This is a genomic window from Actinoplanes octamycinicus (assembly GCF_014205225.1).
GTDB classification, from domain to species: domain Bacteria; phylum Actinomycetota; class Actinomycetes; order Mycobacteriales; family Micromonosporaceae; genus Actinoplanes; species Actinoplanes octamycinicus.
The window spans coordinates 8580835-8604437 of record NZ_JACHNB010000001.1 but is presented as its reverse complement, the minus strand read 5'-3'; the positions used below and the strand labels follow the sequence as shown (position 1 = coordinate 8604437).

General features: G+C 72.1%; 21 protein-coding genes. 15 read left to right on the top strand and 6 right to left on the bottom strand.

Annotation, left to right across the window (positions count from 1 at the left end; all coding sequences use genetic code 11):
* The first annotated feature begins 58 nt into the window (after positions 1-58).
* Together aceA and aceB are read left to right on the top strand one after the other, a co-directional pair.
* On the top strand, positions 59-1345 hold the full coding sequence (aceA, locus tag BJY16_RS38960; RefSeq protein WP_185044537.1) for an isocitrate lyase: 1287 nt from the start codon (positions 59-61) through the stop codon (positions 1343-1345).
* 32 nt (positions 1346-1377) lie between these two features.
* Positions 1378-3003 carry a malate synthase A gene (gene aceB, locus BJY16_RS38955; RefSeq protein WP_185044536.1) on the top strand — a complete coding sequence of 542 codons (1626 nt, stop codon included), beginning with the start codon at positions 1378-1380 and terminating at the stop codon, positions 3001-3003.
* A gap of 188 nt (positions 3004-3191) precedes the next feature.
* Here aceB and BJY16_RS38950 read toward each other — a convergent pair whose 3' ends face one another.
* Positions 3192-3869 (bottom strand): 4a-hydroxytetrahydrobiopterin dehydratase, encoded by a 678-nt coding sequence (locus BJY16_RS38950; protein ID WP_185044535.1) that lies wholly within the window; start codon positions 3867-3869, stop codon positions 3192-3194.
* A gap of 292 nt (positions 3870-4161) precedes the next feature.
* On the opposite strand from BJY16_RS38950, the gene BJY16_RS38945 reads away from it, so the two are divergent.
* The 4 genes from BJY16_RS38945 to BJY16_RS38930 are packed head-to-tail and all read left to right on the top strand — an operon-like array spanning position 4162 to position 5907.
* Positions 4162-4449 carry a hypothetical protein gene (locus BJY16_RS38945; protein ID WP_185044534.1) on the top strand — a complete coding sequence of 96 codons (288 nt, stop codon included), beginning with the start codon at positions 4162-4164 and terminating at the stop codon, positions 4447-4449.
* Entirely contained in the window at positions 4446-4778 is a 333-nt protein-coding gene (locus tag BJY16_RS38940; RefSeq protein ID WP_185044533.1) for a hypothetical protein, read from the top strand. The genes BJY16_RS38945 and BJY16_RS38940 overlap by 4 nt, the downstream gene beginning before the upstream one ends.
* 23 nt (positions 4779-4801) lie before the next feature.
* Entirely contained in the window at positions 4802-5569 is a 768-nt protein-coding gene (locus BJY16_RS38935; RefSeq protein WP_185044532.1) for a hypothetical protein, read from the top strand.
* A gap of 5 nt (positions 5570-5574) precedes the next feature.
* The gene (locus BJY16_RS38930; RefSeq protein WP_185044531.1) at positions 5575-5907 is read left to right on the top strand and encodes a hypothetical protein; all 333 of its coding nucleotides are present in this window, start codon (positions 5575-5577) and stop codon (positions 5905-5907) included.
* Between the two features lie 134 nt (positions 5908-6041).
* Here the strand turns inward: BJY16_RS38930 and BJY16_RS38925 are convergent, their stop codons facing one another.
* Positions 6042-7301 (bottom strand): vanadium-dependent haloperoxidase, encoded by a 1260-nt coding sequence (locus BJY16_RS38925; protein ID WP_185044530.1) that lies wholly within the window; start codon positions 7299-7301, stop codon positions 6042-6044.
* Positions 7302-7507: 206 nt separating this feature from the next.
* Between BJY16_RS38925 and BJY16_RS38920 the strand changes: the two genes are divergently transcribed.
* Both BJY16_RS38920 and BJY16_RS38915 read left to right on the top strand, forming a co-directional pair.
* Positions 7508-8266, top strand: a complete 759-nt coding sequence (locus BJY16_RS38920; protein ID WP_185044529.1) for a lytic polysaccharide monooxygenase — start codon at positions 7508-7510, stop codon at positions 8264-8266.
* Between the two features lie 15 nt (positions 8267-8281).
* Positions 8282-9025 (top strand): DUF305 domain-containing protein, encoded by a 744-nt coding sequence (locus BJY16_RS38915; protein WP_185044528.1) that lies wholly within the window; start codon positions 8282-8284, stop codon positions 9023-9025.
* 181 nt (positions 9026-9206) lie between these two features.
* Here the strand turns inward: BJY16_RS38915 and BJY16_RS38910 are convergent, their stop codons facing one another.
* A complete protein-coding gene (locus BJY16_RS38910; protein ID WP_185044527.1) occupies positions 9207-10826 on the bottom strand; it encodes a hypothetical protein in 1620 nt (539 codons plus the stop codon).
* Between the two features lie 347 nt (positions 10827-11173).
* On the opposite strand from BJY16_RS38910, the gene BJY16_RS38905 reads away from it, so the two are divergent.
* Complete coding sequence (locus tag BJY16_RS38905) at positions 11174-11698, top strand: GNAT family N-acetyltransferase (protein WP_185044526.1); 525 nt, start codon at positions 11174-11176, stop codon at positions 11696-11698.
* On the opposite strand, the gene BJY16_RS38900 is transcribed toward BJY16_RS38905, so the two are convergent.
* Positions 11688-12623, bottom strand: a complete 936-nt coding sequence (locus BJY16_RS38900; RefSeq protein ID WP_185044525.1) for a LysR family transcriptional regulator — start codon at positions 12621-12623, stop codon at positions 11688-11690. The two genes, BJY16_RS38905 and BJY16_RS38900, sit on opposite strands and share 11 nt — an antisense overlap.
* A 70-nt stretch (positions 12624-12693) precedes the next feature.
* Here BJY16_RS38900 and BJY16_RS38895 point away from each other — a divergent pair, with 70 nt between their 5' ends.
* Positions 12694-13581 carry a DMT family transporter gene (locus tag BJY16_RS38895; RefSeq protein ID WP_185044524.1) on the top strand — a complete coding sequence of 296 codons (888 nt, stop codon included), beginning with the start codon at positions 12694-12696 and terminating at the stop codon, positions 13579-13581.
* 249 nt (positions 13582-13830) lie between these two features.
* Positions 13831-14835, top strand: coding sequence for a sulfotransferase family protein (locus BJY16_RS38890; RefSeq protein ID WP_185044523.1), 1005 nt, complete (start codon positions 13831-13833; stop codon positions 14833-14835).
* Positions 14836-14914: 79 nt separating this feature from the next.
* Here the strand turns inward: BJY16_RS38890 and BJY16_RS38885 are convergent, their stop codons facing one another.
* Positions 14915-15553 (bottom strand): response regulator, encoded by a 639-nt coding sequence (locus BJY16_RS38885; protein WP_185044522.1) that lies wholly within the window; start codon positions 15551-15553, stop codon positions 14915-14917.
* A 13-nt stretch (positions 15554-15566) separates the two neighbouring features.
* Positions 15567-16700, bottom strand: coding sequence for a sensor histidine kinase (locus BJY16_RS38880; RefSeq protein ID WP_185044521.1), 1134 nt, complete (start codon positions 16698-16700; stop codon positions 15567-15569).
* Positions 16701-16860: 160 nt separating this feature from the next.
* On the opposite strand from BJY16_RS38880, the gene BJY16_RS38875 reads away from it, so the two are divergent.
* The 4 genes from BJY16_RS38875 to BJY16_RS38860 all read left to right on the top strand — a co-directional run bounded on the left by BJY16_RS38875 (position 16861) and on the right by BJY16_RS38860 (position 23309).
* On the top strand, positions 16861-17628 hold the full coding sequence (locus tag BJY16_RS38875) for an ABC transporter ATP-binding protein (RefSeq protein ID WP_185044520.1): 768 nt from the start codon (positions 16861-16863) through the stop codon (positions 17626-17628).
* The gene (locus BJY16_RS38870) at positions 17625-20132 is read left to right on the top strand and encodes an FtsX-like permease family protein (RefSeq protein ID WP_185044519.1); all 2508 of its coding nucleotides are present in this window, start codon (positions 17625-17627) and stop codon (positions 20130-20132) included. The genes BJY16_RS38875 and BJY16_RS38870 overlap by 4 nt, the downstream gene beginning before the upstream one ends.
* Before the next feature lie 68 nt (positions 20133-20200).
* The gene (locus tag BJY16_RS38865; protein WP_185044518.1) at positions 20201-22438 is read left to right on the top strand and encodes an N-acetylmuramoyl-L-alanine amidase; all 2238 of its coding nucleotides are present in this window, start codon (positions 20201-20203) and stop codon (positions 22436-22438) included.
* Positions 22439-22511: 73 nt separating this feature from the next.
* A complete protein-coding gene (locus tag BJY16_RS38860; RefSeq protein ID WP_185044517.1) occupies positions 22512-23309 on the top strand; it encodes a polysaccharide deacetylase family protein in 798 nt (265 codons plus the stop codon).
* The last annotated feature ends 294 nt before the right edge of the window (positions 23310-23603 follow it).

The following is a 23603-nucleotide window of genomic DNA, read 5'->3' as shown; positions in this document are numbered from 1 at the left end:
CTGAGAGTGAAGTTCTTCCACGAGGAAGAACGCGACAGGGTACGAAAGGGAATTTTCGATGACTGAGCTTGCCGAAAACCGGGGCGGTACCGCAGAGGACCTCACTCAGGCCTGGGCCAGCGACCCGCGATGGGCCGGCGTCAAGCGCGACTACACCGCGCAGGACGTCGTGCGTCTGCGGGGCACCCTGCAGGAGCGTCACACCCTGGCCGAGCGGGGCGCCGCGAAGCTCTGGGAACTGCTGCACACCGAGGACTACATCAACGCGCTCGGCGCGCTGACCGGCGGCCAGGCGACCCAGATGGTGCGCGCCGGCCTCAAGGCGATCTACCTCTCCGGCTGGCAGGTCGCGGCGGACGCGAACCTCTCCGGCCACACCTACCCGGACCAGTCGCTCTACCCGGCGAACTCGGTTCCCGCGGTGGTCCGGCGGATCAACAACGCGCTGCTGCGCGCCGACCAGATCGACACCTCGAACGGCAAGTACGAGCGCGACTGGTTCGCCCCGATCGTCGCCGACGCGGAGGCCGGCTTCGGTGGCCCGCTCAACGCGTTCGAGCTGATGAAGGGCATGATCGCGGCCGGCGCGGCGGGCGTGCACTGGGAGGACCAGCTGGCCTCCGAGAAGAAGTGCGGCCACCTGGGCGGCAAGGTGCTGATCCCGACCCAGCAGCACTGCCGCACCCTGAACGCGGCCCGCCTGGCGGCCGACGTGGCCGGCGTCCCGACCCTGGTGATCGCCCGGACCGACGCCCTCGCGGCGGACCTGCTGACCTCCGACGTGGACGACCGCGACAAGCCGTTCGTGACCGGCGAGCGCACCGCCGAGGGCTTCTACCGGGTCACCCCGGGCGACGACGCGGCCATCGCCCGCGGCATCGCCTACGCCGACTACGCCGACATGCTGTGGGTCGAGACCGGCAAGCCGGACCTCGAGTTCGCCCGCAAGTTCGCCGAGGCGGTGCACGCCAAGCACCCGGGCAAGCTGCTCTCCTACAACTGCTCGCCGTCGTTCAACTGGAAGAAGAACCTGGACGACAGCACCATCGCCCGCTTCCAGAAGGAGCTCGGCGCGATGGGCTACAAGTTCCAGTTCGTCACCCTGGCCGGCTTCCACGCCCTCAACCACTCGATGTTCGAGCTCGCCAAGGGCTACGCCGAGACCGGCATGAGCGCGTACGTGAAGCTGCAGGAGGCGGAGTTCGCGGCCGAGGCCGACGGCTACACCGCCACCAAGCACCAGGCCGAGGTCGGCACCGGTTACTTCGACGCCGTCTCCACCGCCCTCAACCCCGAGTCGTCCACCACCGCCCTGTCCGGTTCCACCGAGGCCGAGCAGTTCTGAGTCAGTAGAAAGATGGGCAGGGAGATCTGATCATGGGTGCCGAAGAGATCACCATCACCGGAACCACCGCAGACCGATACTCCGAGATTCTGACCCCCGAAGCCATCGAGTTCGTGGTGGCGCTGGACCGGGAATTCGGCGCACGCCGGGTGCAGCTGCTGGAGCGCCGCCGGCGCCGCCGGGCCACCCGCACCACCGACCTGGACTTCCTGCCCTCCACCCAGCACGTGCGGGACGACGCGTCGTGGCAGGTCGCGGCCCCGGCCGCCGACCTGCTCGACCGGCGCGTCGAGATCACCGGCCCGCCCGAGCGCAAGATGACCATCAACGCGCTCAACTCCGGCGCCAAGGTCTGGATGGCCGACTTCGAGGACGCGACGTCCCCCACCTGGGAGAACGTCGTCCTCGGCCAGATCAACCTGAAGGACGCGCTGGACGGCACCCTCGACTGGACGGCCGCCGACGGCCGCCGGTACGAGGTCGGCGACCAGATGCCCACCATCATGGTCCGCCCCCGCGGCTGGCACCTGCCCGAGTGCCACCTGCGGATCGGCGGCCGGGCGGTCTCCGCCTCGCTGTTCGACTTCGGCCTGTACCTGTTCCACTGCGGGCAGAAGCAGATCGACCGGGGCTCCGGGCCGTACTTCTACCTGCCGAAGCTGGAGTCGCACCTGGAGGCCCGCCTCTGGAACGACGTCTTCGTCTTCGCCCAGGAGTGGCTCGGCATCCCGCGCGGCACGATCCGGGCCACGGTCCTGATCGAGACGATCAACGCGGCGTTCGAGATGGACGAGATCCTCTACGAGCTGCGTGAGCACTCGGCCGGCCTGAACGCCGGCCGCTGGGACTACCTGTTCAGCATGATCAAGAACCGGCCGGACGTGGTCCTGCCCGAGCGGTCCCAGGTCACCATGACCGCGCCGTTCATGCGGGCCTACACCGAGCTGCTGGTCAAGACCTGTCACCGCCGCGGCGCGCACGCGATCGGCGGGATGGCCGCGGTCGTGCCCAGCCGCGACCCGGTCGCCGCGAAGCGCGCGCTCAACCAGGTGCGCCAGGACAAGCGGCGCGAGGTCGGCGACGGCTTCGACGGTTCCTGGGTGGCCCACCCGGGCCTGGTCGAGACCTGCCGCGAGGTGTTCGACCAGTGGCTCGGCGACGAGCCGCACCAGATCGTGCGCAAGCGGGACGACGTGCGGGTCGGCGCCGCCGAGCTGCTCGACGTCAAGGCCAGCGGGGTGTCGGTGAGCGAGGTGGCGCTGCGCAACAACGTCAGCGTCTCGCTCCGCTACATCGCCTCCTGGCTGGGTGGGCGCGGCGCCGTCGCGCTCGGCGGCCTCATGGAGGACGCCGCCACCGCCGAGATCTGCCGCGCTCAGCTGTGGCAGTGGATCTCGTCGGGCACGCCCACCGACTACGGCGTGCCGGTCACGGCCGCCCTGGTCACCCGGATGTTGCGCGAGGAACTCGACGTGCTCAGCGAGACCGGTGCACTGGACGAGGAAGCGGCCCGGCTCTTCGGCCAGGCCCGGACGCTCCTGACGGTCCTGCTGACCGAGCGGACGTGCCCGGAGTTCTTGACCCTGCCGGCATACCTACGGCACCTGTCGGCCGGGTCCGCATCTCCGGTCGTCGCTCAGGCTCCTGTCGCGGCCTGATCGACGAGGCGAAGCGGGGCAGCCCTCCGACCTGCCCCGCTTCGCCGCAAACCCTTCCAGCGCCACGAACCAGGCGTAGCGGGACAGCCCTCCGACCTGCCCCGCTACGCCGGCAATCCCGCGGGAACCCTTTTCACTCCCGCCGAGCCGGCACCTCCCCGAGGTGCCGGCTCGCTTGCCGTCCACCGCTATCCGCGGTCCTGCCAGGTGCAGAGGCACACCTTGTTGCCCTCGGGGTCGGCGAGCACCCAGAAGCTCGGCGCCGCCGCATCGCTGACCAGCGTCCCGCCGGCCGCGACCGCCGCGTCGATCCGCGGCTGCACCTCACTCGGATCCACCCAGAGATCCGGGTGCCACCGCTGCCGCGGCTCCTCACTCCCGGACCGCTGGAACCACACCAACGGCAACTGCCCGTCCGGGTCCCGGACGTCCTCCCCGTCCGTGTCATCCCCGCCGGCCGCCGCGGCGGCCCGGCCACCGGAACCCCACGCGAGCACCGCCGCCCAGAACGGCCGCACCCGCCCGGCGTCCGGCGTGTCCAGCGCCAGCTCCAGCCGAACCAGCCCGTCCCGTTCCGGCGTCACCCCGGCCTTCTCGGCAAGCTCCGAGATCTCCTGCGCCAGCCGCAGATCCCGCCCGGTCACCGCCCCCACGTCATGGCTGCTGGTCCGCACGTCCACATACCCGTACCGAAGATCGAGGTCCGGATGATGGTCCATCCGCTCCGCCACCGCCCCGATCGCGTTCACCAGCTCCAGCCCCTTGGCGAACCCCCCGGTCCGCAGCCGGGTCTGCAACCCGCCGAGCAGCAGCACCCACCCCTGCGGCGCGCGCTCGGCAATCTCCCGCCCAGTCAGCTTCGTCATCCCCACATCCTGTCCCGCGCACCGCCCTGCAAGGGGCCCGGCGCGCTTCCGATCGCCCCATCACGTCCTACGATCTTCGCCTGGTCAGGGCATGATGTCCTGTTGCCGACAGAGCCCGAGGTCGGGATTCCCGGGTTGAACCCCAGCCGCCTGACGCGGGTACTACTCAACGACGGGCGCCAATGGCATCGCCGGCCGGGGAGGTTGCCGGATGCCAGGACATCGGCGGCCGCTCGAATCCGCCGGAGGAAGTGTGGAAACTTCAGAAGAGTCAACGATCAGGATGCAGCGGTTGGTCGGCAAAGTGGCTTTCCTGCTCGCTTTCGTCTACCTGATGCTCTTGATCAGCGGCGCGGCGAGGTTGGCGCGCGGCATCGGGACGAACCCCATCACCTGGGGCCTCTTGCTGGTGCCGGCAGCCGCGTTCGTCCTGGCCGCGGCGGAGGGAGTCAAACTCCACCGGACGTCCGATCCGGAAAGACTGAGCGCGCTCTGGCGGCGCTGTGCGATCTACAGCGTGATCGCGTTTGTTCTTCTGGTGGCCATGGCCTACTCGGTCATCGAGGTCAACGGGTCATGAAACTCGATGTCGACCCTCGGCTGATGAGGATCTACGCGACCCACCTGAGGGGACTCCAGCAGGCTACGCAGAAGGCCAGGGCCTACGTCCATCAGTACGGTTCGCTGAGCGTCCACGAGCAGGGTCTGATCGGGAAGTTCGCCGGATACCACGACACCTACGTGGCTGACCTGAACGCGATGCTCGACAAGCTTTCCACCCTTCTCGGATCATCCGGCGGCGCACTGGAGCAGTCAGCCTCGGCCTACGAGAACACCGACATGGTCTCGGCAGCTCAGGTTGACGCGCTGCTTCCGCAGGTCCCCCGATCCAGTCCTTCCCGCGATTAGCAGTCACTGAACGGAAAGAGCCCGTGGACGACGACAACGATCAGGCGTTGACCGTACCCGGATGGGAAGACCCCACTGACCACCTTGCCGTACCCGGCGACCCGGACGAATCCATCAGCAACGGCTTCGTCAATCCCCTCGACCTCTTCAACGCCGTCAGTCCGTCCGCCTGGCTGAACGAGGCGATCGAGGGCATCACCGGGGTCGACGTCTTCGGGTGGTTCACCGAGTGGCTCGCCGGTGACTGGGAGGGCATCTGGAAGTTCGGCGACGCCATGGCCAACCTCGCTCGATGCGTGCAACAGGTGGGAATCGACATCCAGGCGGGGATGAACCAGCTCGATCAGTCGTGGAACGGCAACGCCGGCGATGCCGCGTACGCGTACTTCTCCGACCTTGCCGCCAGGACGAGTGGTCAGCAGACCGCCATCGCTCCCGGTGGCGATGCCTACCACAAGGCGGCGACTGGGGCCTGGCAGGTTTCCAACCAGCTCGGGAACATCTTGCAGGCGCTCGCGGACAGCGCTGTTCTGTGGTGTCTCACCGTCGGGGCGAGCGGCGCTCTCTACGGAACGGGAGTGGGCGCCGTGGTCGGTACCGCGGGTGTGGGTGCGGCCGCCCTGATCACGCTGCAGATGCTCTCGCTCATCAACAAGGCCTCCACGATCATCAACACCGCCGGCACGGTGATCCTCGGGCTCATCGGGGAGGGCATGTCGCTCGCCTACCAGGGCGGCGACCTGTCGAGCCGGCCACTGCCCCACGCCCCCTACGTGTCACCGGCGGTCTGAGCATCATGGATGCGGGGCTGGAGCGCGACATAGAGGTGACGGCTGGTTCGCCGAAGGTGGCCCGGGCAGTCAAGGACGGTCTGGAGCGACTCAGCGACGGCAGCGGCGGCCCCGAGTTGCAGGAGATCGCACGCGATCTGCTGGACGGCCGGATCACGCTGGGCGACCTGACCCGGACCCGGGCCTATTCCGTCGTGCTGATGGACCAGCTGCGGCGGTACAGGGAGTGGCAAGCGAATCTGTCCGCTGCGGAACGAGCGCGGCTCGAAGGGGAGATCCGGGAGATGTATGGTCCCTCGGCGGTCGATGGCCTGGAGCATCTCCGAGGGAACCACTGAGCACGGCTTCCTCAGCTGCGGGAAGATGGAACAACTCGATCTCGCTCGGTCGCCGGATCGCCGGGGGGACGGCAGCTGAGCCGGCGCCGGGCCGTGGTGGGTCCGGCGCCGGTCGGCGTTGGCGGGAGCGGGGACTAGCGGCGCGGGCGGAACTCGTGGGCGAGGACGTACCGGGCGGTGGCCTTGCCGATCTTGACGCCTTCCACGTCGGCGGCTCGGAAGTGGACGCCGCCCCAGATGCGGGCCTCGACGACCTCGGCCAGGGCGGCCGAGAAGCTCGGGAACGCGCGGGTGGTGCCCGAGTCGGCGCTGTAGGCGCTCATCGGGATGTCGTCGCGGCCGAAGAAGCGCTGCCAGGTGACGGTGAGCGCGGAGAACGAGCAGGTGTGCCCGGAGGTGTAGTCCGGGAACGGCGGCGTGACCAGCAGCGGCATCCAGGCCGGGTCGCCGGTGGTGGCCGGGTTGCCGTCGTTGTCGGCCTGCTGGACGGCGGTGACCGGGCGCCAGAAGTTCCAGTACTTCTTCTCGTTGTAGCAGGCGATCAGCGCGTCCACGTTGGTGATGTCGATCATCGCGAACATCCGGGCGGTCTGCAGCGTGCTCAGGTGCTGCGTCTCGGCGAGCTGGCGTTTCATCGCCCACTCGGTGAGCCGGCGGTCGTGCCACCAGATCGCCGACTGGGTCTGGTCGGCGGTGCGGACCGTGCTGGTGGCCCCGCCGATCGCCTGCACCTCGTTCAGGTCCTTCGCATAGTCCGCGCTGGTCAGCGCGGGCGGGCCGGCGGTGCGGAACATCGCGGCGTCCGGGATGACGAACGGGCGCAGGTCGGCGAACCAGGCGCCGTCCTGCACGTTGCTCGGCGGGGTGGGCCGCCACTGGCCGGGCGCGGTGCTGACGTTCCAGGTGTCGGGGTCGAAGGCGCCGTCGCCGGCCCGGGCCGCGATCATCGCGGCGGCGGCCCGGTGGCCCACCTCGACGCCGCCGCGCTCGGCCCAGCCGTCCGGGATCGCGGCGAGGGCGGTGTCGTACTGCGCCCGCACGGTGGCGGCCTGCTCCGGGAAGAGGGAGAGCAGCACGTCGGACGCGGCGGCGGCCACCGCGGCGTCGGCCGAGTAGCCGTGCCGGGCCTTCGGCGCGGTCAGGTAGGGCTGGTAGGGGGTGCCGGCGATCGCGTTCACGGCGTCGTAGACCGCGCCCTGCACCATCGCGAAGCTGCGGGCCGCAGTGGCCGGCGACTGCTTCGCCACCTCGTAGATCTCGTTCTGCGCGTTGAGGTTCCAGACCACCACGGCGTTCGGCCCGCGCGGCGTGGCCTGCGCCGCCGCCGGCACGAAAGCGGTGGTCAGGGCCAGGGTCACGGTTGCGGTCAGAGCGGGCAGGCGACGGTACGCCATCAGGTTCCCCCGAGAGGTCGCAAGGTGTCGATATTGATGACCACCACCTTGGCGGCCCGCCACCGTCCACACAAGACCTGTCCGGCAGGGCTAAAACATCCGGAAGATCCCCTGCCCTAAAGATTCCTTAACAGTGTTTACTGTTAAGAACACTTCATTTACTTTGGTGAACACGTCGTCCCTCATCTCTCACCAAGGAGCCCCTGATGAGACGTCGATTCACCCTGCCCGCGCTGACCGTTGCGGCGGTCACCGGGTCGTTGTTCGTGGCCGTTTCCCCGGCGTCCGCGCACGGCTACATCTCGTCCCCGCCCAGCCGTCAGGCCAACTGCGCCAGCGGCGCGGTCTCCGGCTGCGGCGACATCGTTTACGAACCGCAGAGCGTGGAGGCCCCGAAGGGGTCGACACAGTGCAACGGAGGCGGCAGCCGTTTCACGGTGCTCAACGACAACAGCAAGAGCTGGCCGGCCGCCACGGTCGGTCAGAACGTCACCTTCAACTGGGTTCTCACCGCGCGGCACTCGACCGCCACCTGGGAATACTTCATCGGCAACACGTTGCTGGCGTCGTTCAACGACGGCGGCGCGCAGCCGGGCGCGACCAAGTCGCACACGGTGAACATGAAGGGCTTCACCGGCCGGCAGACCGTGCTGGCCCGGTGGAACATCTCGGACACGGTCAACGCGTTCTACTCCTGCGTGGACCTGAACATCGGCGGTGGCGGCGGGTCGACACCCACCCCGACGCCGACCGCGACCAGCTCGCCCACACCGACGCCGACGCCGACGGCGACCACCCCGACCCCGACGCCGACCTCGGGCACCACGACCTGGGCGGCGGGGACGGCCTACAAGGTGGGCGACAAGGTGACCTACGCCGGCAAGTCCTACCAGTGCCGGCAGCCGCACACCGCCCTCAACGGCTGGGAGCCGCCCAACGTCCCGGCCCTGTGGACCGCGCTGTAAACCATGTTCTCGCTGATGGAACCGAGCGGCCCGGTCACCCGGGCCGCCTCGGCCCCCGCCGCGTCCCCGCCCCGCCCGGTGATCCGTGCCGCCTCCTCGGTCCGGGCCCATGCTGCGGTCCGGGCCCGCCTCTCGGTCCGGGCCCGCTTCCTGGCCGGCGTGCTTCTTCCGGTACGGCCGGAGCGCGCCCTGGCAGCGGTTCTGTTGTCCGCGGTCGCTCTCCTCCCGGTCGGTTGCGCCGATTCGCCCGCCGGTTCGCCGCCCGCCGCGACAACCGCCCCGCCCACCGCCTCCGAAGCGGTCAACGACGTCGACGTGATGTTCCTGCAGATGGGGCTGGCCCAACTCGCCGAAGGGGAGAAGGTCGCCGCCCTCGCCGAACAGCGCGCCGGCAACGCAGCGATCCGAGCGCTCGCCGCCGAGTTACGAGCGCAGTGGAAGACCGAGAGCGGCACCATGGAACGTTGGCTGCTCGGCTGGTCAAAACCGGTCACCGCCGACCCGTCAGCCGGCGCCCACGCCGGTCACGGTGAGCTGCACGCCCTCCGCCCCGCAGATCTCGCCGAGCTGACCGCCGCCCAGGGCGCCGACTTCGACCGGATGGCCGTGAGCCTGCTCCTCGGCAACCTCCACAACGGCATGGAGACCCTGCGTCTGGAAGCGTCGTCCGGCGCCTACCCACCAGCCCGCGACCTGGCCGCCGAGATGACCACCCGCCGCCAGTCCCACATCCAGCAACTCCTCAAACTTGCCGCCTGACCCACCCCGCTCCGGCGAGGAGCGCGGCGCTCCGGACCGCGGCCGGTGGCCCGGTCCCGGTCCCGGCTGGTCCCGATGGGTGTTTCGGGGCCGGTGAGGGACCCGTGGGAGCCAGCCGGTGTCGTGGGTCGCGTGGCGGTCCGGGGCAGCGCGGGCAGGGCGGCGCCCGGGACCGGCGGGGTCAAGCGCACGGTGGGGCGGCGGCCAGGAGGGTGCTGAGCTGGGCCTTGGTCCACTGGTGGGTGCCGAGCTGGTTGACGATGCGGAGCTCGTCGGCTTGGGCTCGGCCGTTCGCGCACCAGTCGGCCAGCACGGTGGGCCGGGCGGCGCCGGACAGGGCGCGTTCCAGGCCGGCGCGGTCGGCGGCGTGCAACGGGCCCGCGGCCGGCTCCAGATGGAGCTGGGCGATCCGCTTGCTGCCGGGCGGCGCCTGTGCGGCCGGCACGGCCTGGTCACGGCCGTTGAGCTGGCGCAACGCGCGGACCAGGTTGCCGATCAGCTGGTCGTCGCTGACCGTCTTGACCTGGATCGCCTCGGTCCCCGCGGTCCGGGAGACCAGCAGGTCGACCCGGTACTCCCGGCCGGCGGCCGGCTTGACGCCGTTGAGCAGGACCCGGGCCTGCGGGTCGGCGCGCAGCGTGGTGACCGCCAGCTGGACCTCGTTCCGGAAGCCGACCTGGCCCTCGTCCTTCCCCGACGTGGCCGCGTCGCGCTCGAAACCGAGGTGGGTGAGCGTCTCGGTGAGGTCCTGCGGATTGTCCAGCCGGCCGGACTGGGTGAGCGTCTGCAGCTCCGGCACGGCGCCGCGGCGGACCGCGTTGTCGACCGCGGCGAGCACCCGGCCGGCGTCGTAGCCGGGGCGGCTGGACATCAGGTCGAGCGCCCGGAAACCGATGGCTTTGCGCAGCTCGTCGCCGCTGTCCAGGACCAGGTCCTGGGACGCGTCGATGCCGCGGGCGCGGAGCCGGTCGATCGTCGCCCGGGAGACGCCGCCCTGGCCGGGCGGCGCGACGGTGGACCCCTGCGCGGGTGGCTTCTCGGGCAGCGGGCCGCCGCCGGACTTGGCGGCCTCCGGGATCACCTGGGCGACGGCGTGCCGCACCGCCTGCGCCGCGTCGTCCGGGGCGTCGTCGACGGTGACGCTGAGGTGGGCCGGCTGCGCCGCGGGGCTGGGATCGAAGACCGGTTCGACCGGGCCGTCCTCGGTGACCGGGCCGCCGAACCAGACGAGTCGCTGCGGGGACTCGACGGTGACCAGGACCGTCCAGCCGTCCCAGGTCATGCCGGTGACCCGCCGGCCGCGGAACGGCTCCGCGACCGGGATCTCGGTGCCGTGGTCCGCGACCTGGGTGAGGAAGTAGGCGAGGGCGGTCGGGCCGAAGCTCCCGGTGATCTCCACCGGGAACGCGTCGACGGCCGGCTCGATCCACCTTTTCTGCAGGGTGCGAGCCTGGTCCAGGTCGCGGCGTGCCCACCAGTCGACGTCGGCGCGGACGGCCGCGTAGGCCGTGTGCTCGACCAGCTCGGCGCTGCCGGCGAGCGGATCGGTGATGGTGCCGGTGGCGTTCAGGTCGTCGTCGAGCGTGAAGCTGCCGCTGACCGACTCGCCGTCGGGGTTGGCGTAGGAGACGTCGACCGCGACGGCGGACTGGTCGTAGAGCCGGTCCGACGCCGCGCCCACGGCGGCCGCGCCGGTCTTGTCCCGGGTGACGAAGAAGAAGACCGCGGCGGCCGCGCAGACCAGGACGAGCGCGACCGCGACGGGGATGACGAACCGGTTGACCCTCGCCGGAGCGGGCACCGGGGGAGCACCCGGCGGCATCGCGGGCGGCCCCCACCCGGAGGCCGCGGGCTGCGGCGGCGCGGGCGGCCCCCACCCGGAGGCCGGCGGCGCGGGCGGGCCCCACCCCGGCGGCGCGGGCGATGGCGGCACGGGTGACCCCCAGCCCGGCGGTGTGGACGGTCCCTGGCCCGGCGGCGGTGTCGCGGGTGGACCCCAGCCCGGCTGCGCCTGCGGCCGGCCCGGCTTCCCGGTCGGATCCATCCGTCCCCCTCTCCTCGCGGCCGGGACGAGGTTAGCGGAGCCCACCGACAGATTCCGATGGGCGGCTCGCGATGCGTGGCCGGCGCCTCCGATAGGGTCGCGGAATGCCTGAACTGATCATCCCGACCGCCCGGCTCCGGGACAGCTGGCTCGAGTCCCGGGACGAGTGGGGGCGGGGCGTGCACCAGGACGGCGCCGGGCTGCGGCCGGGGACCGAGGTGGACACTCCGGAGCAGTTCGCGGCCTGGGTGGACGGTCTGGTCGCCGCCGCGGACCGGGACGTGCCGGCGCCGGAGGGCTGGGTGCACTGCACCTTCCGCTGGATCGTCGAGGACGACCGCTATCTCGGGGCGATCGCGCTGCGGCACGAGCTGAACGACTTCCTGCTGCGGGCCGGCGGCCACATCGGTTACGGCGTGCGCCCCTCGGCGCGCCGGCGCGGCCTCGCCTCCTGGGCGCTGGGCGAGATGCTGGTCGAGGCCGGCAAGCTGGGTCTGGACCGGGTCCTGATCACCTGCAACGTGGCCAACGAGGCGTCGGCGCGGACCATCGAGGGCCGCGGCGGCGTGCTCGAGGACGTCCGGGAGACCGAGCTGGGCCCGCTCAAGCGTTACTGGATCAGTCTGTGAGCGGCCGGGTGAGCGGGTTCGGCGGGAGCGAGCCGACCGCCTCCTGAAGGGTCCGCAGCAGCGCCCCGGCCAGCGGGGCGGGCCGCCGCCGGGGCAGCGCGACGCCGACGAAGCGGCACGGGCCGGGCGGCCGCATCGGCACCGCGGCCAGGCCGGCCGTCTCGTTGCTCAGTGCCACCTCGGGGATCATGCTGATCCCCACCCCGGCCCGGACCAGCGACTGGGCGAACTGGTAGTCGGTGCCCCGGCAGGCGGTGCGCACCGCGAAGCCGGCCAGCGCCGCGTAGTGCTCCAGCAGGTCGCTCTGGCCCAGGCAGCCGTGCACCCAGCGCTCCCCGGCCAGGTCGGCGAGGGCCAGGGCGGTGGCGCCGGCCAGCGGGTGGGCGGCGGGCAGCACGATCCACATCGGGTCGCGCAGCACCGGCGTCCAGACCAACCCGGACCGGTCGCCGTCGGTGACCGGCGGCGGGCCGTCGAAGTGGTAGGCCAGGGCCAGGTCGGCGGCGCCGGAGCGGACCAGCGGGAGGCTGTCCTCCGGCTCGCTCTCGATCACGGTGAGCTCGACGCCCGGATGGGCCGCGGTGAACCGGGTCAGCGCGGCCGGCAGCAGCCGCTGGCCGCCGCTGGTGAAGGTGGCCACGGTGAGCCGCTCGGTGCGCGCGGTGGCCAAGCGGTCGATCTCGCGCTGCGCGGTGAGCAGCTCGGCGCTGATCGCCTCGGCGGCGTCGATCAGCACCAGCCCGGCCTCGGTCAGCTCGACGCCGCGGGTGCTGCGCCGGACCACCGGCGTGCCGAGGCTCCGCTCCAGGGCGCTGATCTGCTGGGAGACCGCGGACGGGGTGAGCCGCAGCTCGGCGGCGGCCCGGTTGAAGCTGCCGTGCCGGGCCACCTCGGAGAGCACCTGCAGCCGACGGGAGTCGATCATCAGTAATCCTTAACACGGCATCAGCAAGTCAGCACTACCGCTTACTACGGTACGGCGGCAGGCTGGCCCTGTGAATCGTCGTGCCTGGCTCCTGTTCGTCCTCGTCTCGGTCCTCTGGGGCATCCCGTACTTCCTGATCAAGATCGCCATCGACGACCTGTCGCCGATGCTGGTCGTCGCCGGCCGATGCGCGATCGGCGCGCTGGCGCTGCTCCCGGTCGCCCTGCTGCGCGGCTCGCTGAGCGCGCTGCGCGGCCGGATGCGGGTGGTCACGGTGCTCGCCGCGGTGCACATCGTCGGCCCGTTCCTGCTGATCACCTACGGCGAGCAGCACATCAGCTCGTCGCTGACCGGGATCCTGATCGCGATCGAGCCGGTGGTGATCGCGCTGCTGATGGCGAGCACCGAGCCGATCACCGGGATCCGGACGGCCGGCCTGGTCGCCGGGTTCGCCGGGGTGGTGGTGCTGGTCGGGCTGGACGTCTCCGGGGACCGGTGGGGCCTGCTCGGCGCCGGGATGGTGCTGCTCGCGGCGCTCAGTTACGCCTTCGCCACCAAGCTGGTCCAGCAGCGTCTCTCGGAGGTCCCGCCGGACGCGCTGACCGCCGCCACCACCTCGGTGAGCACCCTGGCGCTGATCCCGTTCGCCCTTGTCAGCCTGCCGGCCGACGCCGGGCGGGTGGGTGCCGACTCGTGGCTGGCGCTGGCCGGGCTGGGCCTGCTCTGCACCGCGCTGGCCATGCTGGCGTTCTACCGGCTGATCGGTCTGGCCGGGTCGAACCGGGCCGGCCTGGTCACCTATGTGAACCCGGTGGTGGCCACCGTGCTCGGGGTGGCCCTGCTGCACGAGCCGGTCGGACCGGGCACGATGACCGGATTTCTGTTGATCGTGGCCGGTTGCTGGTTGTCCACCCGGCCTGCCCGGAGGCGTGCGGAAATTCCGGTGAACGCGGGTTAGGATGGCCGCCCCCCGACCGAGTGATGATCCGGTTGCCCTGCGTCCGCCGTGATCGGGGCATCACTCATAGTGAAAGTTCAGGAAAGTTGCCAGTCAACTCACAGGCCGCCGACAGCTGGCACCTCTTGCCGCCACAGGAACTTTGCGAAATGTTGGCGAAGTCCTCAAGATCGTGGGGGGACCAAGAGAGGAGCGACATGACTGCGCTGGGGCGGACAAACCCAGTGGGCCTCACCTACGGTGGTCGCCATGCCTAACGACCGGCCGATCTTCGTCGTCGGGTGCCCACGCTCCGGCACCACGATGTTGCAGCTCATGCTGCACGCGCACCCGCGGATCGCGCTGCCGCCGGAGACCCGGTTCCTGCTCGCGGCATACACCGACCGCAAGAAGTTCGGCGACCTGAACGACGCCGCGAACCGGCGGGCGCTCGGCGAGTACATCGTCGAGACGCACCAGTTCGACGACCTCGGACTGGACCGCGAGCGGGCGGTGGACGCCATCGTCGCCGCGCCGCCCACGCTCGGCTCGGCGCTCGGCACCGTCTTCAAGCTGTACGCGGACCGGTTCGGCAAGCCGCGCTGGGGCGACAAGCGCCCGTTGTACCTGCGGCACCTGCCGACCATCCTGCGGCTCTTCCCGGACGCGCAGATCATCAACATCATGCGCGACGGCCGGGACTGCGTGGCCTCGCTCAAGGAAACCCCGTGGAGCGGCAACGAGTTCGACAAGCTGATCTCGTACTGGACGCAGTCCGCGGACGCCTCGCTGCTCGCCGCCCGGCGCTACCCGAAGGACGTCTACCATCAGGTGCGCTACGAGGACCTGGTGGCCGACCCGGAGCCGCATCTGCGCGGCATCTGCGAGTTCCTCGAGGAGGACTTCGCCCCGGAGATGACCAACCCGCAGAAGCTCGCCTCGGTGGCCGTGCCGGAGTACAAGACCTGGCACAAGCTGACCCACCGCGAGGTCACCACCGAGCGGGTGCAGAGCTGGCGGTCCCGGCTCACCGCGGACGAGGTCCAGCAGTGCGAGGCCGCGTTCGGCGACCGGCTGACCTACTTCGGGTACGAGCCGGTCACGCCGATCCCGCGCAGCGCCCGGATGCGGATCGGCGCCCGGCTGATCCGGCACCGGCTGCACCCGGCGCGGGCGGCGGCCCGGCAGATCGTCTCGCAGATCCGGCCGGCCGAGAACAAGCCGGTGGAGCCGCCGGTGGCGGCCCGGCTGACCAGCCGGCAGACGGCACAGTAACGACGAGAGCCGCGGCGCCTTCCCGATGACCGGGCGGGCGCCGCTGCTCTTCGTACGCGAAATGTGGTCCTGAAAAAGGTCAGCTCACGAGACGGTGCTCCCAGGCCCAGGCGGCGACCTCGACGCGGTTGCGCAGGCTGAGCTTGGACTGGACGCTGCCCAGGTGGGTCTTCACGGTGCCGACCGAGATGAACAGCTCGGTGGCGATCTCGGTGTTGGTCCGGCCGCGGGCGATCAGGCGGACCACGTCCAGCTCGCGCGGGGAGAGGCCGCCGTCGTCACCGGCCGGCGCCGGGTGCGACAGGTGCTCCAGCAGGCGGACCGTGATCGACGGGCTGATCAGCGCGTCCCCGGAGACCGCCGCGCGGACCGCCTCGACCAGCAGCGCCGGCCCGGAGTCCTTGAGCAGGAAGCCGGCCGCGCCGTTGCGCAGCGCCTGGTGCACATACTCGTCCAGGTCGAAGGTGGTCACCACGACCACCTTGATCGGGTCAGCGACGCCCGGGCCGGCGAGCAGCCGCAGCGCCTGCAGGCCGTCCATCTTCGGCATCCGGATGTCGAAGAGCGCCACGTCCGGCCGGAGCCGGCGGGCCAGCTCCACCGCCTCGACGCCGTCGGCCGCCTCGCCGACCACCTCCATGTCCGGCTGCGCGCCGATGATCATGCCGAAGCCGGTCCGGACCATCGCCTGGTCGTCGGCGACCAACACACGTATCAAAGATCCACTCCAGTTACAGGGGGAACACCGCGTCGACGACCCAGCCGCCGTCGACGCCCGGCCCGGACACGATCCGCCCGCCGGCGGCACGGACCCGTTCGGTCAGGCCGACCAGACCGTACCCCGGGCGGTCCAGTGACGGGCGCGGCGGCGGTCCGTCGTTGGCCACCCGGATCAGCAGCTGGTCCCGGGCCCGGCGCACCCAGATGTCGACCGCGGTGGCCTGCGGGGCGTGCTGCCGGGCGTTGGTCAGCGCCTCCATCACCACACGGTAGGCCGAGGTCGACACCTCCACCGGCAACCCGTACGGATCGCCCTCCAGGTGCAGCCGGGCCGGCGGGCCACCGGCCGCGGTGAACTGCTCGGCGAGCGGCACCAGCTCGGGCACCCCGGAGACCGGGGCGAGCGGGGCGTCCGGCGACTGCTCCGGGTCGCGCAGCACGCCGACCATCCGGCGCATCGACGCCATCGTCTCGGTGCCGGCCTGCTCGATCTGCTCCAGGGCGAGCAGCACCCGCTGCGGGTCCTGCTCGGCGATGAACCGCGCGCCCTGCGCCTGCACCACGATCCCGGTGACGTGGTGCGCGATGAAGTCGTGCAGGTCCCGGGCGAACTCGGCGCGCTGCTCGGCCCGGACCGTGTCGAGCGCCCGCTGCCGGTTGGTCGCGATCATCCGCAGCGCCACGCCCAGGCCGATCGCGCCGGCCGCACCCAGCGCCTGGACCAGGCAGAACGTGCCGTAGATGGTGGAGTGGCCGGCGCGCAGCGGCATCACGCTGACCGCGGCCCCAACGGCGACCAGGGCCAGCACCGCCAGGTCCGGCCGGGCATTGCGGGCCACCAGGGTCAGCACCACCAGCAGCGCCGCCGACTCGGCCAGACCCCACAGTCCGCTGTATGGCTGATAGACCGCCAGGGCGGCGGTCACCAGCAGGGAGATCCCGGAGACCGCGATCGCGGCCAGCGGCAGGAACGTCGAGCCGGGCTTGTAGTGCGGCAGCCAGACCGCGGCCACGGCCATCGCGAGCAGCACCTGGATGGCGAAGAGCGGGCTCTCGGTCAGCCCGGCGGAGACGTCGAAGAGGCCGATCACGGCCATCGCACCGAGGCCGGCGACCTGCAGGACACCGATAAGAACGCGATTCATCGTGACCCAGCGTAGGCGGCCGGCTCCCCGGCTCCATCGGCCGAAAGTTAGACCCGGCCCACCGCCGAGCCTGCCCGGGGACCGATGTGCGGGCCGCGGAGATCGAACAGGATTCGTCCCGTCGAATTCACAGGATTCTCCCCGCTTGGTTGGAGCTTTCATGCAGACGCAGTCCTCACCCCCGCTCGGCCGCGACGCCCTCGCGGCGGTCGCGGCCGTCGACCTGGTGAAGGTGTACGGCGCCGGCGACACCGCGGTCCGCGCCCTGGACGGAGTCACGGTCGGCTTCGAGCGGGCCCGGTTCACCGCGATCATGGGTCCGTCCGGTTCCGGCAAGTCCACCCTGATGCACTGCCTGGCCGGGCTGGACACCGCCACCTCGGGCCAGGTGCTGCTCGGCGGCAGCGACCTGACCAAGCAGAGCGACAAGGTGCTGACCAAGGTGCGCCGGGAGCGGATCGGCTTCGTCTTCCAGTCGTTCAACCTGCTCCCGCAGCTCACCGCGGAGCGCAACATCACGCTGCCGCTGGACCTGGGCGGCCGCAAGCCGGACGCCGAGCTGCTGGACCGGCTGGTCACCACGCTCGGGCTGGGCGGCCGGCTCGGCCACCTGCCCAGCGAGCTCTCCGGCGGCCAGCAGCAGCGGGTGGCGCTGGCCCGGGCCCTGGTCTCCCGGCCCGAGGTGCTCTTCGCCGACGAGCCGACCGGCAACCTGGACTCCAAGTCCGGCGCCGAGGTGCTCGGCCTGCTCCGGGCCTCGACCCGGGACCTGGGCCAGACCATCGTGATGGTCACCCACGACCCGGGCGCGGCCGCGCACGCCGACCGGGTGGTGCTGCTCGCCGACGGGCAGCTGGCCGGGGAGATCCACAATCCGGACATCGCGTCGGTCACCGCCGCGCTGCACCAGCTGGCGGCCGGGCGATGAACACCATTCTGCGTACGCAGCTGAGCGGCGTCGCCCGTCGCCCGTCCCGGATGCTGCTCACCGGGCTGGCGGTGCTGGTCGCCTCGTTCGTCGTGTTCGCCACCGTGCTGGCCCAGCAGATCACCGAGCGCAGCGTGCTGGACGGGCTCAGCGGCACCCCGGAGGCGGTCGACCTGGTGGTCCGCGACGGGGCGATCACCGACAAGCAGCTCGCCGCGATCACCGCGCTGCCCGGGGTGTCCCGGACCGCCGCCCGGACCGCGATCGGCGCCCAGTTCGGCGGGCAGTACCTGAACCTCACCGCCGACCCGGGCAGCGGGCCGCTCGCCCTGGTCACGCCGACCGAGGGGCGGTACCCGAGCGCGGCCGGCGAGATCGCGGTGACGCCGCGGACCGTGCAGCTGCTCGGGCTGACCGTCGGCTCGACCGCCACGGTCGACCCGGGCACCGGCAAGAAGGTGCCGCTCACGGTGGTCGGCGTGGTCGAGCCGCCGCAGGACTTCGGGTACGACGCGTACGCGCCGGCCGGCACGGTCACCGGGCTGGTGCCGGATCCGTACCTCCAGCAGGTCGACATCGACCTGGACGGGGGAGCGGACCTGGACCGGGTGTCGGCCGCGGTGTCGGCGATCTTCGCCGGGGTCAAGCAGGACGAGCGACCGGACGTGGCCACGGGGGCCGACGTCCGGCTCGCCGAGGCCCGCTCCCGGGCCGCCCAGATCGACCAGGTGTTCGCCGTGGTCGGGATGTTCGTGGCGATCGCCGTCGCGGCCGCCGGGCTGATCGCCGCCAGCACCTTCCGGATCGTCTTCGCCCAGCGGATGCGCCAGCTCGCATTGCTCCGCGCGGTCGGCGCCGGCCGTGGCGCGATGTTCCGCGCGCTGGCTGCCGAGGGCGCGCTGACCGGACTGCTCACCGGCACGGTCGGGGTGCTGGCCGCGCTCGCCGCCGGGCACGCCGTACCGGCCGTGCTGCGCGGCTTCGGCTGGAAGGTGCTCGGGCCCGGCCTGCCGGTGCTGCCCGCGATCGGCACCGTCCTGCTGGCCATGGTGATCTCGGTGGTCGCGGTGCTCGCCCCGGCGATCTCCGCGTCCCGGGTCGCGCCGCTGGAGGCGCTGCGCGCCGCCGCCGGCACCGGCGCCCGCACCGGCATCGGCGCGCTGCGCTGGGCGGCCGGGCTGCTGCCGCTGGCCGGGGCGGTCGCCCTGGCCGGGTACGTCTTCGCCAACCTGCCCGGCCCGGACGCCGAGAACTACGACGCGGAGAGCATGCTGCTGGCCGTGGTGGCCTCCGGCGCCCTCGCCTTCATCGCGCTGATCGCGCTCGGCCCGGTCCTGGTCCGGCCGGTGCTCGCGGTGGCCGGCTGGCCGCTGCGCCGGTTCGGCCCGGTCGGCCGGCTGGCGATCGGCGGGGTGGGCGGCAGCGCCCGCCGGGCCGCCGCGGTGTCGGTGGTGGTCGCGCTCGGTGTCACGCTGACCGCCGGGGTGCTGGTCGGCGGCGCGTCGATCCGGGTGCTCGGCGACCGGGAGCTGGCCGCGTCCGCCCCGGCCGACTTCGAGCTGACCGGCGGCGCCGGGGTCACCCTGCCGGCCGGGTTCGTGGAGAAGGCCAAGGCCAGCGGGGAGCTGACCCGGGTGGTCTCGTACCGGCGGATCGCGACCGCGAAGGTCGGCCAGCTCGAGGACCTGGCGGTCACCGACCTGGACATGGCGGCGCTGCCCCGGCTGCGTGACCTGGACGTCAAGCACGGCTCGGTGGACGATCTGGGTCCCGGCAAGGCGGTGCTGGCCGGCTACGTCGCCGACCTGGCCGGGCTGGGCGTGGGGGACCGGGTCGCGGTCACCAGCAAGGGCAAGAAGGCCGAGCTGACCGTGGCCGCGGTGCTCGGCGACGACGCCCCGCTGCACACCGGGCTGCTGGTGGCGCCGGCCGACCTGACCGCGCTCGGCGTCGGGCCGGCAGCCAGCGGGGTGCTCGCCGACGCGGCGCACGACGGGGACAGCGGGCGTACCGAAGGGCTGCGGGCGATGCGCGCGGTCAGCGCCGGCAACCCGGACTTCGCCGTGAACGTCCTGGCCGACCAGCGGGACGAGCTGAACGCGTCGCTGACCGCGCTGCTCGCCATCGCACTGGGCCTGATCGGGCTGACCGTGCTGATCGCCGTGGTCGGGGTGGGCGCCACCACCGCGCTGTCGGTGGTCGAGCGGGTCCGCGAGTCCGGGCTGCTCCGGGCGATCGGGATGTCCCGGGCCGGCCTGCGCGCCATGCTCACCGCCGAGTCCGGCCTGTACGGCGTGATCGGCGCGGTGCTCGGGCTGCTGCTCGGCGTCCCGTACGCCTGGCTGGCCATCCAGGCGATCGGCGTGAACGCCCCGCTGGCCATCCCGGTGTGGCAGCTGGCCGGCGCGTTCCTGGTGCTGGTGGCGCTGACCGCGCTGGCCGGGGTGCTGCCGGCCCGCCGCGCGGCCAAGGTGAGCCCGGTGACCGCGCTCGGCACCGAGTAGCCGGGGCCGCCCCCGGCCGGACCGATCCGGTAGCCTCCATCGGCCGGAAACGATCACGGGGGTTGTCAATGAATCGGAAGCTGGCCATCGGCTGGGGCGCCGCCGTCGCGGTGCTCGCCGCCGGGGGTGGCGTCGCGGCGCTCACCTGGCCGTCCGGGCCCGGGGACAGCACGGTGGCCGCGGGGGTCACCGTGCTGCCGCCGGACCCGCGGCCGGAGCCGCCGCGGATCAAGACCGCGCTGCACACCGTCGACGTGGCCACCCCGAGCGGCGTGCCGCAGCGGGACACCGAGCGGTTCAGCCTGCTCGGGGTGACCTGGGCCGACCCGGCGGACCGGCCGGACGGCACGATCCAGGTGCGGACCCGCAGCGTGGCCACCGGCAAGTGGTCCGGGTGGGAGCCGCTGTCGGTCAGCGACATCGGGCCGGACGGCGCCGAGGCCGCCGGGTCCGGGCGCCGGGGCGGCACCGACCCGCTCTGGGTGGGCGACTCGGACGGGGTGGCCACCCGGATCCAGGGGCAGGGCAAGGGCCTGCTGGCCGGGCTGCGGCTCGACCTGATCGACCCGGGCCGGGAGACCGGCGGCAAGGGCGGCGGCATGGTGCTGACCGAGGACGAGTCGGCGTCGCCGTCGCCCTCCGCGCCGGCCGGCGTGGAGCCGTCGGACCCGCCCGCGGACTTGCCGACCGCGGCGTCGGACGCCCCGTCCAGCGGCCCGGCGAGCGCGAGCGCGCCGTCCAGCGCCGCGACCACCACGACGACCGCGACCACCACGCCGGCGCAGACCGCGGCGCCCACCTCCACGGTGCCGGTCAAGGCGCAGTTCCCCAGTTACGTCTCGCGCAAGGCGTGGAGCGCCGACGAGACCATCGTCAAGTCGATCGACGTGGGTACCGAGGTCCGCGCGCTCTGGCTGCACCACACGGCGACCACCAACGACTACAGCTGCGCCGAGTCGGCCGCGATCGTGCGCGGCATCCAGAGCTACCACGTGAAGAGCAACGGCTGGTCGGACATCGGCTACAACTACCTGCTGGACAAGTGCGGCACCCTCTTCGAGGGCCGCCGCGGCGGCGTGGAGAACCCGGTGGTGGGCGCGCACACCCAGGGCTTCAACACCAACTACGCGGCGATCTCGGTGATCGGCAACTACGAGACCGCGCCGTCCACCGAGCCGGTCGAGACGGTTGTCGCGCAGGTCGCCGCGGCCCGGCTCGGCAAGTACGGCTACAACCCGACCAGCAGCGCCACCTTCACCGCCGGCTCCACCAACGACAAGCTCAAGGCCGGCGCCAAGGTCACCCTGCCCCGGCTGTCCGGGCACCGCGACCTGGACGCCACCGCCTGCCCGGGCGCCAACCTGTACGCCCGGTTGCCCGCCATCCGGGCCAAGTCGCAGCTGATGGTCACCGGCATGGGGCTCACCTCGCTGACCGGCGGCGGCTACGCCGGCGGGGCCTGGTACGTCCGCAACTCCGCCACCCTGACCTGGACCATGGCGACCACCGCGGCGGACGTCGCCCGGATCAACGTCTACCTGGACGGCGCCAAGGTCAGCCAGCTGGACGGCGCGGCCCGCAGCGTCAAGCTGGCGATCCCGCCGGGCGGGCACTACGTGACCGTGATCGCGGTGCACACCTCGGGCAGCTCCGCCCGGATCAACGCCACCGTCTACGGCGACGTCACGCTGCCCACCATCACCGTCCCCGCGGTCAGCCTGCGCACCGGCACGTACACCAGCGCGGCGGCGCCGGTCACCGTCGGCTTCACCGCGCGGGACAACCTGCGGATGGGCTCGGTCGTGGTGAGCCGGCCGCGCGCGGCGACCCTGGCCGGGACCGCGAGCAGCTGGGCCACCACCGTCAAACCGGGCGCCAAGCTGGGCTACACGGTCACCGCCCGGGACGTGGCCGGCAACGCCCGGGCCGCCTCGGCGACCCAGTCGGTGCTCTACGTCGCGGAGACCAAGGCGAAGAAGACCGGCGCCTGGACCAAGCGGACGTCCGGCTCGTACCTGAGCGGCAAGGCGCTCACCGCGAGCAAGAAGAACGCCAAGCTGACATACACCTTCACCGGCCGGTCGGCGGCGCTGCTCTTCTCCCGCGGGCCGCGCACCGGCAAGGCGTACGTGTACCTGGACGGCAAGAAGGTCGCCACGGTGGACACCAAGGCCGGCTCGACGAAGTACCGTCAGGCCCTCTGGGTCAAGGCGTTGACCAGCAAGAAGCACACCGTCATGATCGTGGTCGCCGGGACCTCCGGCCGCCCGGCGGTGGTGAGCGACGGCCTGGCGTACGTCAAATGATCTTAGGTGCCGGCGACTTCGGCCGATCTCCTACGGCGAACCGTCCCCGCTGACCTGACCTCAGGAGTGCCCGATGCCGCCGTCCGACACCGGTTCAGGGACATCGGGCCTGGTCCCGGTGCTCCTGTACCACTCGGTGTCGGCCACCCGGCGGGACGATCCGTGGCAGGTCTCGGCGGACGACTTCCGGGCCGACATGACCGCCGTGGTGGCCTCCGGGCGCACCCCGCTGACCGCCACCCGGTACGCCGCCGCGCTGCGCGGTGAGGCGGAACTGCCGGCCCGGCCGGTGCTGATCACCTTCGACGACGGGTTCGCCGACTTCGCCGACGAGGCGCTGCCGATCCTGACCGGGCTCGGCCTGCCCGCGACGCTCTTCGTCACCACCGGATGGATCGGCACCACCGGCATGCTCTCCGCGGCGGCGATCGGCGACCTCGCGGCCGCCGGGCCGGTCGAGATCGGCGCGCACTCGGTCACCCACCCGCACCTCGACCTGCTCGGCCGCCGGGCGGCGCGGGACGAGGCCGGCGCCAGCCGGGGCGCGCTGGAGGACCTGCTCGGCCGGCCGGTCACCGCGTTCGCCTTCCCGCACGGCAGTCACCGGCGGCAGACCGTGGCCGCGGTGCGGGCGGCCGGGTTCGCCGCCGCGTTCGCGGTGAAGAACGCGCTGTCCCACCGGGCCGACGACCCGTTCGCGATCGCCCGCTACACGGTGCACGCCGCGTCCACCCGCGGGCAGGTCGCCGCGGTGCTGGCCGGCGACGGGCCGGCCGCGTGGGGCGGTGAACGCCTGATCACCACGGCGTACCGGGCGGTCCGCTTCGCCCGGCACCGCGGCCGTCCGGTGCCGCACCCGTTCGCGGTGTGACGTAGCCGACCGGGAGTTCCACTCCCGATCGCGGCGATTGGCGAATTCATCGCCGCCCGTCCTTTTCGCGCATCACTGCGTTTGTCGCCGCCGTGCTGTCCGCATTGCCGCGTGGTGGGTGATTGTCGCCCGCCCGCCGTTTGCCGGCCGTTCTGCGTCATTCCCCGCAACGGCTCTGAGCTGGCCAAATACCTCCGAACGGCGGAGGGAGCCGGACGGTCGGGCAGCGGCCGGATGACGTCCCGCGGCCATTGCGATGAGTGTTCGGTGCCGGGCGGTGCGCGACCCCCGCAC

Excerpts from the sequence above, each read along its gene's own strand:
- aceA (WP_185044537.1), top strand. The coding sequence starts at position 59 with ATGACTGAGCTTGCCGAAAACCGGGGCGGTACCGCAGAGGACCTCACT.
- aceB (WP_185044536.1), top strand. The coding sequence starts at position 1,378 with ATGGGTGCCGAAGAGATCACCATCACCGGAACCACCGCAGACCGATAC.
- BJY16_RS38950 (WP_185044535.1), bottom strand. The coding sequence starts at position 3,869 with ATGACGAAGCTGACTGGGCGGGAGATTGCCGAGCGCGCGCCGCAGGGG.
- BJY16_RS38940 (WP_185044533.1), top strand. The coding sequence starts at position 4,446 with ATGAAACTCGATGTCGACCCTCGGCTGATGAGGATCTACGCGACCCAC.
- BJY16_RS38930 (WP_185044531.1), top strand. The coding sequence starts at position 5,575 with ATGGATGCGGGGCTGGAGCGCGACATAGAGGTGACGGCTGGTTCGCCG.
- BJY16_RS38925 (WP_185044530.1), bottom strand. The coding sequence starts at position 7,301 with ATGGCGTACCGTCGCCTGCCCGCTCTGACCGCAACCGTGACCCTGGCC.
- BJY16_RS38920 (WP_185044529.1), top strand. The coding sequence starts at position 7,508 with ATGAGACGTCGATTCACCCTGCCCGCGCTGACCGTTGCGGCGGTCACC.
- BJY16_RS38915 (WP_185044528.1), top strand. The coding sequence starts at position 8,282 with ATGGAACCGAGCGGCCCGGTCACCCGGGCCGCCTCGGCCCCCGCCGCG.
- BJY16_RS38905 (WP_185044526.1), top strand. The coding sequence starts at position 11,174 with ATGCCTGAACTGATCATCCCGACCGCCCGGCTCCGGGACAGCTGGCTC.
- BJY16_RS38900 (WP_185044525.1), bottom strand. The coding sequence starts at position 12,623 with ATGATCGACTCCCGTCGGCTGCAGGTGCTCTCCGAGGTGGCCCGGCAC.
- BJY16_RS38890 (WP_185044523.1), top strand. The coding sequence starts at position 13,831 with ATGCCTAACGACCGGCCGATCTTCGTCGTCGGGTGCCCACGCTCCGGC.
- BJY16_RS38880 (WP_185044521.1), bottom strand. The coding sequence starts at position 16,700 with ATGAATCGCGTTCTTATCGGTGTCCTGCAGGTCGCCGGCCTCGGTGCG.
- BJY16_RS38875 (WP_185044520.1), top strand. The coding sequence starts at position 16,861 with ATGCAGACGCAGTCCTCACCCCCGCTCGGCCGCGACGCCCTCGCGGCG.
- BJY16_RS38870 (WP_185044519.1), top strand. The coding sequence starts at position 17,625 with ATGAACACCATTCTGCGTACGCAGCTGAGCGGCGTCGCCCGTCGCCCG.
- BJY16_RS38865 (WP_185044518.1), top strand. The coding sequence starts at position 20,201 with ATGAATCGGAAGCTGGCCATCGGCTGGGGCGCCGCCGTCGCGGTGCTC.
- BJY16_RS38860 (WP_185044517.1), top strand. The coding sequence starts at position 22,512 with ATGCCGCCGTCCGACACCGGTTCAGGGACATCGGGCCTGGTCCCGGTG.